The following is a 12413-nucleotide window of genomic DNA, read 5'->3' on the forward strand; positions in this document are numbered from 1 at the left end:
CAAGCGGCGCATCGCGCCACTTGGCTCGCACCTCAGGATGACGGGTCTGGCGGGGACCCACCTCACGACAGCTTCCGCTTGCTCCGCAGCCTCACATGCTCCTCGGCTTCGAGCTGGGTCATGCCGAGGAGATAATGCAGCACATCGAGCTTGTGACGCCCCGCGAGCTCACGCAGGCTCTTGGCCTGCTCGGCGATGAAGGCGGCCGCCTCATCGGCGCCGCCTTCGCCCGGCTCGTCGCCGCGCTGGCCGCCCTGCCCGGCCGTGGCCGCGCGCTTTCGTTTCCGCCCCGGTGTCGTCACCTGACCCCACCCGAATCCTCAGTCCCCGGGAGGACCTTACGCCTGTCCAAACCGCAACTCCAAGGTGGTGTTTTACAACTTTTCGGATATGGAAATGAGCCTGTCCGGCCCCCCTTCAACACCCTTCGATTTGACAGGGACGGCCTCACCACCCATGTTCGGGTCGAAACGGCCGACCCGAGTCCCTTCGAATTTGGCCTAAATTTTTCCCGTAAGCTACTGGAACTACATGAATATCGTCATTGTGGAGTCGCCGGCGAAAGCCAAGACGATCAACAAGTATTTGGGCTCGTCCTACGAGGTTCTGGCCTCGTTCGGCCATGTCCGCGACTTGCCCGCGAAGAACGGATCGGTCGATCCGGACGAAAATTTCAAGATGATCTGGGAGGTCGACCCCAAGGCGGCCGGCCGGCTCAATGACATCGCCAAGTCGCTCAAGGGCGCCGAACGCCTGATTCTGGCCACCGACCCTGATCGCGAGGGCGAAGCCATCTCCTGGCACGTCCTGGAGGTGTTGAAGGAGAAGCGTGCGCTCAAGGACCAGAAGATCGAGCGCGTGGTGTTCAACGCCATCACCAAGCAGGCGGTCTCGGACGCCATGAAGAACCCGCGCCAGATCGACGGCGCGCTGGTCGACGCCTATATGGCGCGCCGCGCGCTGGACTATCTGGTCGGCTTCACCCTCTCCCCCGTGCTCTGGCGCAAACTGCCGGGCGCCCGTTCGGCCGGCCGTGTGCAGTCGGTGGCGCTGCGTCTGGTCTGCGACCGTGAGCTCGAGATCGAAAAGTTCGTAGCCCGGGAATACTGGTCGCTGGTCGCGACCCTGCTGACGCCGCGCGGCGACGCGTTCGAGGCGCGCCTCGTCGGCGCCGACGGCAAGAAGATCCAGCGGCTGGACATCGGCACCGGCGCGGAAGCCGAAGACTTCAAGAAGGCGCTGGAGCTGGCGACCTACGCGGTCACCGCGGTCGACGCAAAGCCCGCCAGGCGTAATCCGCAGGCACCGTTCACCACGTCCACCCTTCAGCAGGAAGCGAGCCGCAAATACGGCTTTGCGCCGGCGCACACGATGCGTATCGCGCAGCGGCTTTATGAAGGCATCGACATCGGCGGCGAGACCACCGGACTCATTACCTATATGCGTACCGACGGCGTGCAGATCGATCCGTCCGCCATCACCCAGGCACGCAAGGTGATCGGCGAGGATTATGGCAACGCCTATGTGCCGGACGCTCCGCGCCAGTATCAGGCAAAAGCCAAGAACGCCCAGGAAGCACACGAAGCGATCCGCCCGACCGACCTGTCGCGCCGTCCCGCCTCCATGGCCCGCAAGCTCGATGCCGACCAGGCCAGGCTCTATGAGCTGATCTGGAAGCGCACGATTGCGAGCCAGATGGAAGGCGCCGAGCTCGAACGCACGACCGTCGATATATCGGCGAAGGCAGGCGGTCGTACGCTGGAGCTGCGCGCGACCGGTCAGGTCGTCAAGTTCGACGGTTTCCTCGCGCTCTATCAGGAAGGCCGCGACGACGAGGAGGACGAGGATTCACGCCGCCTGCCCGGCATGAGCCAGGGCGAGGCGCTGAAGCGTCAGGATCTGTCCGTCACGCAGCATTTCACCGAGCCGCCGCCGCGCTTCTCCGAGGCCTCGCTGGTCAAGCGCATGGAAGAGCTCGGCATCGGCCGTCCCTCGACCTACGCCTCGATCCTGCAGGTGCTGAAGGACCGCGGCTACGTCAAGCTGGAGAAGAAGCGCCTGCACGGCGAGGACAAGGGCCGCGTCGTGGTCGCGTTCCTCGAAAGCTTCTTCAGCCGCTACGTCGAATACGATTTCACCGCCGGCCTGGAGGAGCAGCTCGACCGCATCTCCAACAACGAGATCTCCTGGCAGCAGGTGCTGAAGGATTTCTGGAGCGGCTTCATCGGCGCCGTCGACGACATCAAGGATTTGCGCGTCGCGCAGGTCCTCGACGTGCTCGACGAGATGCTGGGACCGCACATCTACCCCGCCCGCGCCGATGGCGGCGACGTCAGGCAGTGCCCGACCTGCGGCACCGGCCGGCTCAATCTGAAGGCCGGCAAGTTCGGCGCCTTCGTCGGCTGCTCGAACTATCCGGAATGCCGCTACACCCGCCAGCTCGCTGCCGACAGCGAAGCCACCGCCGACCGTTCGCTCGGCCAGGATCCCGACACCGGGTTCGACGTCTGGGTCAAGGCCGGCCGCTTCGGGCCCTATATCCAGCTCGGTGAGCAGAAGGATTATGAGGAAGGCGAGAAGCCGAAGCGCGCAGGTATCCCGAAGGGCACCTCGCCCGGCGATATCGAGCTCGAGCTTGCGCTCAAACTGCTCTCGCTGCCGCGCGAGATCGGCAAGCATCCCGAAACCGGTCAGCCGATCACGGCGGGCCTTGGCCGCTTCGGGCCGTTCGTGAAGCACGAGAAGACCTATGCCAGCCTGGAGGCCGGCGACGAGGTCTTCGACATCGGCCTCAATCGCGCGGTCACGCTGATTGCCGAGAAGGTCGCAAAGGGCCCGAGCCGCCGTTTTGGCGCGGATCCCGGCAAGGCGATCGGCGATCATCCGACGCTCGGCACCGTCACCGTGAAGAGCGGCCGCTACGGCCCCTATGTCGCGGCAGGCGGCGTCAACGCCACGATCCCGGCCGAGTTCGAGAAGGACGCGATCACGCTGGCGCAAGCCATCGCGCTGATCGACGAACGCGCCGCCAAGGGCGGTGGCAAGACCAAGGCGAAGAAGGCGACCAAGGCAAAGACGACCAAAGCAGCGAAAGCTGCCGACGGCGACGATGCCGCGCCAAAGCCCAAGAAACCGGCTGCGAAGAAAGCCGCGGCCAAAACCAAATCAGAAGCAACCAGCAAGGCGCGCGCAGGCGTGGCGTCGACGGCAAAGACGTCGGCGACCAAGTCATCCGCCGCCAAGGCCCCGGCCAAGAAGAGTGCCGGCAAGAATTAGAGGTTAAGTGAAACGAAAGAATGACCGTGGCTTTCCCGACAGGACAGCCATCGTCGCCTTCATCAAGGCACAATCCGGAAAGGTCGGAACTCGCGAAATTGCGCGCGAGTTCGGCCTGAAGAACGCCGATCGCATTGAGCTCAAGCGCATGCTGCGCGAGCTCGCCGACGACGGTGTCATCAAGAAAAACCGCCGCAGAGTCTCAGAGCCCGAGGGCCTGCCGCCGACACTGCTCGCCGACATCACCGGTCGCGACGCGGACGGCGAGTTGATCGCGACGCCCGCCGAGTGGGACGAGGTCGAAAACGGCGAACCGCCAAAGATCCGCATCCATGTTCCGCGCCGGGCTGCGCCCGGCACGGCGGCCGGCGTCGGCGACCGCGCTTTGATGCATGTCGAGCGCACCGACGACACGGAAGGTCCGGCCTATCGCGGCCGTATCATCAAGGTCATCGACAAGGCCAAGAGCCGCATCCTCGGGGTCTTCCGCGCGCTGCCTGAAGGCGGTGGGCGACTCGTGCCCGTCGACAAGAAGTTTGCCGACCGCGAGCTGAACATCGCCAAGACCGACACGCTGGAGGCGAAGGACGGCGACCTCGTCAGCGTCGACATCGTCCGTTCGCGCGGCTTTGGGCTGGCTTCCGGGCGGGTCAAGGAGAAGCTTGGCTCGGTCAAATCCGAGAAGGCGATCAGCCTGATCGCGATCTACGCCCACGACATTCCCATGCAATTTTCGCCCGGCGCGATGCGCGAGGCAGAAGCCGCCGAGCCCGCAAACCTCAGGGGACGCGAGGACTGGCGCGACGTTCCGCTCGTCACCATCGATCCGCCTGACGCCAAGGATCATGACGACGCGGTGCATGCGCAGGCCGACCCCGATCCGAACAACAAGGGCGGCTTCATCGTCGACGTCGCCATTGCTGACGTGAGCTTCTATGTCCGGCCGGGCACCGCGCTCGACCGCGACGCGCTCGACCGCGGCAATTCCGTCTACTTCCCCGACCGCGTCGTGCCGATGCTGCCGGAGCGGATATCCAACAATCTGTGCTCGCTGGTGCCGGGCGAGCCGCGCGGCGCGCTCGCGGTGCGGATGATCATCGGTCCCGACGGGCGCAAGCGATCGCACTCGTTCCATCGCATCCTGATGCGCTCGGCAGCAAAGCTGCATTACGCGCAGGCGCAGGCCGCGATCGACGGCCGGCCGGACGACACCAGCGGCCCCCTGCTCGACCCGATCCTCAGACCGCTCTATGCGGCCTACACTTGCGTCAAGCGCGCCCGTGACGAGCGCGATCCGCTCAATCTCGACCTGCCCGAGCGAAAGATCCTTTTGAAGAGCGACGGCACGGTCGATCGCGTCGTCGTGCCGGAAAGGCTCGATGCGCACAAGTTGATCGAGGAGTTCATGATCCTCGCCAACGTCGCGGCAGCGGAAATGCTGGAGAAGAAGTCGCTACCGCTGATCTACCGCGTGCACGACGAGCCGACGCAGGAGAAAGTCTACGCCCTCGCGGAATTTTTGCAGACGTTAGACGTGCCCTTCGCCAAGAGCGGCGCGCTGCGCCCGACCACGTTCAATCGCGTGCTGGCCCAGCTCGAGGGTCACGACTACTTCCCGCTGGTGAGCGAAGTCGTGCTGCGCGCGCAGGCGCAGGCGGAATACTCGTCCGAGAACTACGGGCACTTCGGACTGAACTTGCGCCGCTACGCGCATTTCACCTCACCGATCCGCCGCTATGCCGACCTCGTCGTGCATCGCGCGCTGGTGCGGGCGCTGAGCCTCGGCGAGGGCGCGCTGCCCGACAGCGAAACGCCGGAATCCCTGAGCGAAGTCGCCGCGCATATTTCGGTGACCGAGCGGCGCGCGATGAAGGCCGAGCGCGAGACCGTGGACCGGCTGATCGCGCATCACCTCGTGGACAGGATCGGCGCGACTTTTCAGGGCCGCGTCTCCGGCGTCACGCGCGCAGGCCTCTTCGTCAAGCTGGACGAGACCGGCGCCGACGGCCTGATCCCGATCCGATCCCTCGGCACGGAATATTTCAACTATGACGAGAGCCGCCATGCGCTGGTCGGCACGCGCAGCGGTGCCATGCACCAGTTGGGTGACGTCGTCGACGTGCGTCTGATAGAAGCTGCTCCCATTGCCGGCGCGCTCCGCTTCGAGCTGTTGTCCGAGGGTGCAGCGGCGCCGCGTGGTCGCAGGGATTTTCGCGGGCCCCGCAAGCCGCAGAAGGCGCATCCCGGACGAAGCCCGGAGAGAAAACGCAAGCCCGAGAAGCAGAAGTCCGGCAGGAAAGGCAAAAGCGCGAAAGGCAAGGGCAAGAGCAAGGCATGGAAGCGATGAGCACGGCGCCAAAGATCTGGACGCGCGAGACCGGCCTCGTCGAGCAGCGCGACGTCTGGAGCGCCATGAAGCGCGGCTTTCGCGGCCGCTGCCCGCGCTGCGGCCAGGGAAAACTGTTCCGCGCCTTCCTCAAGACCGCTGACAATTGCGCCTCCTGCGGCCTCGACTTCACGCCGCATCGCGCCGACGATTTGCCCGCCTATCTCGTGATCGTCATCGTCGGCCACATCGTGGTGCCGGGCGTACTCTGGATCGAGACCAACTACACCACGCCGGTCTGGATCAGCTTCGCGGCCTACCTGCCCTTCACGTTCTTCGCCTCGCTCGCTCTGCTGCAGCCGGTGAAGGGCGCCGTGGTCGGCTTGCAATGGGCCCTGCGCATGCACGGCTTTGACGACAATCCGCCGGATGGTATCCCGCCGGTGTAATTACAAATAAGAACGAGAGAGACTGGGGTTGGAGATGACGGAAGCGGCCGCGACGGACAGAGAGACGGACAAGGAAAAGGTCCACGACCAGAAGGAAGCGGATCACCATCCTTACTTTCGGCCGCGCGATGCCGCGACGCTGATCCTGGTCGACCGCAGCGGCTCCGTTCCAAAAGTTCTGGTCGGCAAGCGCCACGACAAGGTGGTGTTCATGCCCGGCAAATTCGTCTTCCCCGGCGGCCGCGTCGACAAGGCCGATTATCGCGTGCCGGTGGCCGCTCCCATCACGGCGGAGCTGGAAGCAAATCTGTTCAAGGGCAGCCCGAAGACCGAGGCTTCGCGTGCAAAATCGCTCGCGATTGCCGCGATCCGCGAGGCCTGCGAGGAGACCGGCCTGTGCCTGGGGCGCAAGGCTGAGGGCAAGGTACCAAAACTCGAGGGGCCGTGGGCGCCGTTTGCGGATGCCGGCCTGCTGCCCGATCCGTCCGGCCTGTTCCTGATCGCGCGCGCGATCACGCCACCTGGCCGGGTCAAACGCTTTGACACGCGCTTCTTCACCGCGGATGCCTCGGCCATTACCCATCGGGTCGAGGGCGTCATTCACACCGATGCGGAGCTTGTCGAGCTGGTCTGGGTCGAGCTCGGCTCAAAGCCGCTGGCCGATTTGCATCCGATGACGCGGAACGTGCTCAACGAGCTCGACAAGCGGCTTGCCACGGGACCGCTGCGCCATGATGCGCCGGTGCCGTTCTTCCATTTCCACGGCGGCAAGATGCAGAAGGATATTTTGAGCTGATCAGCTCTCCTCGTCGGCATCGGGCTCGGTGCCGACATAGTCCCGCGCCGGCAGTTTTAGCGCGCGGCCGAGTTCGTGCGCGAACGCATTGGCCTCGTCGCGGCTGGAGAAGCTGCACAGCGCGACCGCCTCGGTGCCCCTGTTGCCGCAGAGACTGACGTGGAACAGCGTCGGCTGTTCGCCTTCCTCGGTGCCGCGGTCGGTGATGCTGAGGAAATGGAAGTCGGCGAGCTGGCGCTGGCTCCTGAACCGCAACGGACCAAACGCGCGCGTCACGACGACCTCGGCGAGCGATTTGTTGAGCTCGACGAAAGAACTGTAGGTCGCAAGATACAGGCCGGGAAGCAGGATCACGATGCCGATCCCGGAGAATACCAGGATCGGGACAAGGTCGTCGCTCAGGCGGCCGAAGCCGGCAAAATCATTGCGTATGCCGAGCGCGACGTTCCAGAGCAGAAAACCGCCCGCGGCGAGGAACGGCAGCGACAGCACCCGCGCAATCCATTGCGTGGGCCAGTCGACGCGGATGCGGTTGCCATCCACGTTCATTGCGCTCGCCATTGCGTTGCTCCCTGGAGGGTCAGAAAGTTAAGTCTTGGCTTTGTCGGCGAAGCGGCCGGATTGGTTCGAGACCCGTGTCATTCTGAGGCCGCGGCGCGGCGCCCCGGAATGACGAATGTGCTGAGAGCGCCCCCAAAAACAAAAAATTGTTCTGCCCTGCTCCAATGGCGGAGTTCCCGCGCGTGCCTATGTCTCTGACAGCGACACCCAACATGGAAACGGGGCGATGGCACAACGGCAACTCAAGCTTGGCGCGTTCATGCGCCCGATCAGCATTCATACCGGCGCCTGGCGCTATCCCGGGGCCTGGCCCGACGCCAATTTCAATTTTGGCCACATCAAGCAGCTGATCCAGAAGCTGGAAGCCGGCAAGTTCGACGCCTTCTTCATGGCCGATCACCTCGCCGTGCTGAACATGCCGGTCAATGCGTTGAAGCGCAGCCACACGGTGACGTCGTTCGAGCCGTTCACCCTGCTGTCGGCGCTGTCGGCCGTCACCGAAAGAATCGGCCTGATCGCGACGGGCTCGACCACCTTTGACGAGCCCTATCATGTCGCGCGCCGCTTTGCCTCGCTCGACCATCTCAGCGGCGGGCGCGCCGGCTGGAATATCGTCACGACCTCCAATCCGGACGCGGCGCTGAATTTTGGTCTCGACGACCACATGGAGCACGCCGAGCGCTACAAGCGCGCGCGGGAATTCTACGACGTCGTCACCGGCCTCTGGGATTCCTTTGCCGACGACGCTTTTGTGCGCGACGTCGAAAGCGGCCTGTTCTTCGATCCCTCGAAAATGCATGTGCTCGATCACCAGGGCAAATATCTCAGGGTGCGCGGCCCGCTCAACATCGCCCGCCCCGTGCAGGGCTGGCCGGTGATCGTGCAGGCCGGCGCGTCCGAGGACGGCAAGCAGCTCGCCGCCGAGACGGCGGAGGCTGTATTCACCGGCGGCGGCAGCCTCGCCGACGGGCAAAAGCTCTATGCCGACATCAAGGGCCGGATGGAAAAGATCGGCCGCGATCCCGATCACCTCAAGATTCTTCCCGGCGCCTTCGTCGTGGTCGGCGACAGCGTGGATGAAGCGAAGGAGAAGCGCGCGCTGCTCGACAGCCGCGTGCACTATGACAGCGCGATCGCCTCGCTCTCGGTCATCCTCGGCACCGATGCTTCCGGCTTCGATCCGGACGGACAGCTGCCGGAGATTCCCGAGACCAATGCGAGCAAGAGCGGCCGGCAGCGCATGGTCGACCTCGCCAAGCGCGACAGGCTCACGGTGCGCCAGCTCGCGCAGCGCGTCGGCGGCTATGGCGGGCTGTCCTTCGTCGGCACGGCAAAAACCATCGCCGACCAGATGGAGGAATGGCTGGTGGGTCGCGGCGCCGACGGTTTTAACATCATGTTCCCGTTCCTGCCCGCCGGGCTCGACGACTTCGTCGACAAGGTGGTTCCGGAGCTGCAAAAGCGCGGGATTTTCCGGAAAGAGTATGAAGGGGCCACTTTGAGGGAGAATCTGGGCCTGCCGCGGCCGAAAAACCGGTTCTTTGAGGGGTAATTGGCCCGAAACAAGCGAGATTCTGGCCCTAAAACCTTGACTTCAGGCCGTTTCTGGCTAGGTTGCCGGCCAACGCGGGCCGTTTGGCCGGCTCCAGATTCCCTTTATTTCTGAGGTTCAGAACATGGCCAAAGCGGTCACCATCAAGGTCAAGCTCGTGTCCTCGGCTGACACCGGCTTCTACTACGTCGCCAAGAAGAATTCGCGGACCATGACCGACAAGCTGGTCAAGAAGAAGTACGACCCGGTCGCGCGCAAGCACGTCGAATTCAAGGAAGCCAAGATCAAGTAAGATCGCGGCATAGCTACGGACTGACGGGGCCCTCGCGGCCCCGTTTTTATTTGATCCGTCATCCTGAGGTGCGAACCATGCGGCGCAGCGCGCCGCGTGGAGAGCCTCGAAGGATGAACGGCCGAGATGCAGCCGGGCCGTCGCCCTTCGAGGGCCGCTGAAGAAGCGGCCACCTCAGGGTGACGGTCTGAGCCTTGCACCCGCGGCAGTCACGCCGTGCGCAGCACCGGCGGCTGCGAGGGGCGGATCAGGGCGAAGGCGACCTGGATGATGCCGCCGGCAAGCCCGAGCGCGACGCCGATGCGCCAGGCCATGGTGTAGGAGCCGAGCGCGTCGTAGAGCACGCCTCCGCCATACGCGCCGAGGAAGCTGCCGATCTGGTGGCTCATGAAGGCGAGCCCCTGGATCATGGCCTGCCAGCGCAGCCCGAACATTTCTGCGACGGCGCCTGCGACCAGCGGACCGACGCCCATCCACAAGAAGCCCATGATGGCGCCGAACAACAGCGTCGAGAACGACGTCGCCGGCAGCATGAAATACCAGGCAAGCGCGAGCGAGCGCAGGATGTAGATCGCGCCCAAGAGCGCCAGCTTGTTCCAGCGCTGGCCGGCCCAGCCGAAGAACAGCGAGCCCAGCACGTTGAAACCGCCGATCATGCCGAGCGTCTGCGCGCTCAGCATCGGATCGAGGCCGCAGATCGCGAGATACGACGGCAGATGCGTGGTGAGGAACACAAGCTGCATGCCGCAGACGAGATAGGCGCAGGTCATCACCACGAAGGAGGCATTGCCGAACGCGGTCTTCGCCGCCACCGCAGCGGTGGCGTCGCCGATGTCATCGGCCGCAGGCTTTGGCAGCGGAATCTTGTCGATGCGGCCGGCGTACCAGGCCGCCGGAATCATCAGCGCCGACATCACGACGAAGCCGGCGAGGCCGATGCGCCAGCCAAAACCTTCGTTGAGGATCTGGCCGAGCGGCGCCGAGAGCAGCGCACCGAGCGAGCCCGCGCCGGAGACTATGCCGAGCACCGTCGAGCGCACCGTCTCCGGGACCGCGCGCGCGGCGACCGACATCGCGATCGCGGCCGCGGTACAGGCGAGCGAGGTGCCAATCAGCACGCCGCCGCCGATCATGACGCTGATCAGCCCGTTGGCGGTCGCCATCAGCGCCAGCCCTGCGATGTACATCAGCGCACCGACGATCATGATCGGACGGAAGCCGTAGCGCACGGTGAGCGCGCCGACGGGCGGCTGGAGAAAGCCCCAGGCGAGGTTTTGCACGGCCAGCGCCAGCGTGAAATCCGACACCGAGATGCGGATATCGTGCGTCAAGGGCTGGAGGAAGATGCCGAGGCTCTGGCGCAGGCCCATGCTCAGCGTGAGCATGACAGAGGCGCCGATCAGGATGGGGAGCGTGGGCCGCAGGACCTGCAACAGGGGCATTGTTCTTGTTCTCCCTAAGGGTCGTGGCACGAATGCCTTGGCCTGCGATTCCAGCCGATTCAGGGTACACAGACCTGTGTACTTAGGCTATAGAAGGGAGGCACTGTCAAGCGAACAGGATATCGGCCCTCGCATGGCACCCTCGCCCGCCAAACAGACGATGAAAGAGCGGATTCTCGAGACCGCCGATAAGCTGTTCTATCTGCAAGGCATTCGCGCCGTTGGCGTCGACACGATCGCGGCCGAGATCGGCATCTCCAAGCGCACGCTGTACAATCACTTCCCTTCCAAGGACGCGCTGATCGCGGCCTATCTCGAACGACGGTTCGTAGCGCCCCGCCCCTCCGCAAGGCCGCCGGCCGAGCAGATCCTCGCCACCTTCGATTCGCTGGAGAGACGGTTCGCATCGAAGGATTTTCGCGGCTGCCCGTTCGTGAACGCAGTCGCCGAGCTCGGCACGCAGGACCGCGCGGTGAAGAAGATCGCCGTCGCCTTCAAGGAGAGCCGCCGCGTCTGGTTTCGCGACCGTCTGAACGAGCTCGGTGTCAAGGAAGCCGATGCGCTCGCTACCCAGCTCGTGCTGCTGGTCGACGGCTCCATCGCGCAGGATCTTGTGCGCGACGATCCCGCCATGGCGCGCGCGGCGCGGGAAGCGGCAAAGGTGCTGCTGCGGAACGCGGGTGTAGATATCGCGGACGCGGAGGCAACGGGGAAACGCTCGCCGCACTAAAGCTGTCATCACCCGCGAAGGCGGGTGATCCAGTATTCCAGAGACGGTGATAAAATACGGAGATGTCTCGGCGTACTGGATGCCCCGCCTTCGCGGGGCATGACACCAGCTAGGCCGCCGCCTGCTCGCGCGGCTGGTAGATCGCGATGTGCTGACAATGCGCAAGCGGCGTCGTGCCGCCAGCGACGACCAGCGCGTCGAGCTCGACGAAACGATGGCCCTTCTTCTCGTAATTCGCCGTGACCCTGGCGCGCGCGGTGATCTCGTCGCCGGTTCGCGCGGCCGCGAGAAGCTGCATGCGGCTGCCGACGTGAATCCACGGGCCCAGAATCGTGTTGTCGACGAGCACGCGATTCATCATCCGCTGGATGAGCCCGGGATGACCGAGCCCTTCGCGCGCAAAGACCGGGTCGGTCTCCCTGATATCGGCGAGATAGTTTTGCGCGTCCTGCGCGGCCCAACGGCGCGGCGTCGTGCCGAGCCATTTGCCTTCCTCGAACGTCGCCGGACTGACGGGCTTGCGCTCCGCCACGGCTGGGACGACGACGTAGTCGTCCAGCACGACCGCGGGTGTAGCGGCCGGCAGCGACGCCGTCCCGGTCGCGCAGAGCTCGGTCCGGCTAAAGACCTCGATCGTCAGCAGGCCGTTGTGCTCGGTCGCGTCGACGTCGGCGGCCTCCCCGTCATAGACCGGCTTGATGAAGCGCGCCTCGATCAGCCCTTGGCTGAGAAAATCGCGACCCCAGCGCGCGATCGGCACATGCATCATGTAGGCGAAGACGTCGACACCCGGCACCAGCCCGCCGGAAAAGCCGAAGCGGCGCGCCACCGTGTCGTCGTGCATCTTGTTTTCGGATTGCTTTGCGGTGTTGTAGGCCTCGACGCGGTAGGTCTCTAACCGGTTCGGCATGGTTTCCGCCCTTCCCAGATTCTTGTTGTTTCTGCCCCTGATCGTAGGGCCCCGGGAACCCCGGTCAATCCCCTCGCCT

11 protein-coding genes are annotated in these 12413 nt (G+C 64.7%); 7 read left to right on the forward strand and 4 right to left on the reverse strand.

Going from position 1 to position 12413, the window contains the following annotated elements:
• Positions 1-62: 62 nt before the first annotated feature.
• Positions 63-302 (reverse strand): hypothetical protein, encoded by a 240-nt coding sequence (locus KUF59_RS25980; protein WP_212461002.1) that lies wholly within the window; start codon positions 300-302, stop codon positions 63-65.
• A 229-nt stretch (positions 303-531) separates the two neighbouring features.
• Between KUF59_RS25980 and topA the strand changes: the two genes are divergently transcribed.
• Genes topA through KUF59_RS26000 form a run of 4 tightly spaced genes read left to right on the forward strand, consistent with a single transcriptional unit; the run spans position 532 to position 6847 of the window.
• Positions 532-3276: a type I DNA topoisomerase gene (gene topA / locus KUF59_RS25985; protein WP_212461003.1), complete on the forward strand. Its 2745-nt coding sequence runs from the start codon at positions 532-534 to the stop codon at positions 3274-3276.
• A 7-nt stretch (positions 3277-3283) separates the two neighbouring features.
• Entirely contained in the window at positions 3284-5623 is a 2340-nt protein-coding gene (gene rnr / locus KUF59_RS25990) for a ribonuclease R (RefSeq protein ID WP_212461004.1), read from the forward strand.
• A complete protein-coding gene (locus KUF59_RS25995; RefSeq protein WP_212461005.1) occupies positions 5611-6051 on the forward strand; it encodes a DUF983 domain-containing protein in 441 nt (146 codons plus the stop codon). Before rnr ends, KUF59_RS25995 begins: the two co-directional genes overlap by 13 nt.
• Positions 6052-6085: 34 nt before the next feature.
• The gene (locus KUF59_RS26000) at positions 6086-6847 is read left to right on the forward strand and encodes an NUDIX hydrolase (RefSeq protein ID WP_212461006.1); all 762 of its coding nucleotides are present in this window, start codon (positions 6086-6088) and stop codon (positions 6845-6847) included.
• Here KUF59_RS26000 and KUF59_RS26005 read toward each other — a convergent pair whose 3' ends face one another.
• Positions 6848-7408: a hypothetical protein gene (locus tag KUF59_RS26005; RefSeq protein WP_212461007.1), complete on the reverse strand. Its 561-nt coding sequence runs from the start codon at positions 7406-7408 to the stop codon at positions 6848-6850. It lies immediately after the preceding gene.
• Between the two features lie 226 nt (positions 7409-7634).
• Here KUF59_RS26005 and KUF59_RS26010 point away from each other — a divergent pair, with 226 nt between their 5' ends.
• Both KUF59_RS26010 and rpmG read left to right on the forward strand, forming a co-directional pair.
• Positions 7635-8960, forward strand: coding sequence for an LLM class flavin-dependent oxidoreductase (locus KUF59_RS26010; RefSeq protein WP_212461008.1), 1326 nt, complete (start codon positions 7635-7637; stop codon positions 8958-8960).
• 124 nt (positions 8961-9084) lie between these two features.
• Complete coding sequence (rpmG, locus tag KUF59_RS26015; protein ID WP_057756569.1) at positions 9085-9252, forward strand: 50S ribosomal protein L33; 168 nt, start codon at positions 9085-9087, stop codon at positions 9250-9252.
• A 209-nt stretch (positions 9253-9461) separates the two neighbouring features.
• Here the strand turns inward: rpmG and KUF59_RS26020 are convergent, their stop codons facing one another.
• Positions 9462-10694: an MFS transporter gene (locus KUF59_RS26020; protein ID WP_212461009.1), complete on the reverse strand. Its 1233-nt coding sequence runs from the start codon at positions 10692-10694 to the stop codon at positions 9462-9464.
• A 133-nt stretch (positions 10695-10827) separates the two neighbouring features.
• Between KUF59_RS26020 and KUF59_RS26025 the strand changes: the two genes are divergently transcribed.
• Positions 10828-11424 carry a TetR/AcrR family transcriptional regulator gene (locus tag KUF59_RS26025; protein ID WP_212461010.1) on the forward strand — a complete coding sequence of 199 codons (597 nt, stop codon included), beginning with the start codon at positions 10828-10830 and terminating at the stop codon, positions 11422-11424.
• Between the two features lie 109 nt (positions 11425-11533).
• On the opposite strand, the gene KUF59_RS26030 is transcribed toward KUF59_RS26025, so the two are convergent.
• Positions 11534-12334, reverse strand: coding sequence for a hypothetical protein (locus KUF59_RS26030; RefSeq protein ID WP_212461011.1), 801 nt, complete (start codon positions 12332-12334; stop codon positions 11534-11536).
• Between the last annotated feature and the right edge of the window lie 79 nt (positions 12335-12413).

This window comes from Bradyrhizobium arachidis (genome assembly GCF_024758505.1).
GTDB lineage: Bacteria > Pseudomonadota > Alphaproteobacteria > Rhizobiales > Xanthobacteraceae > Bradyrhizobium > Bradyrhizobium manausense_C.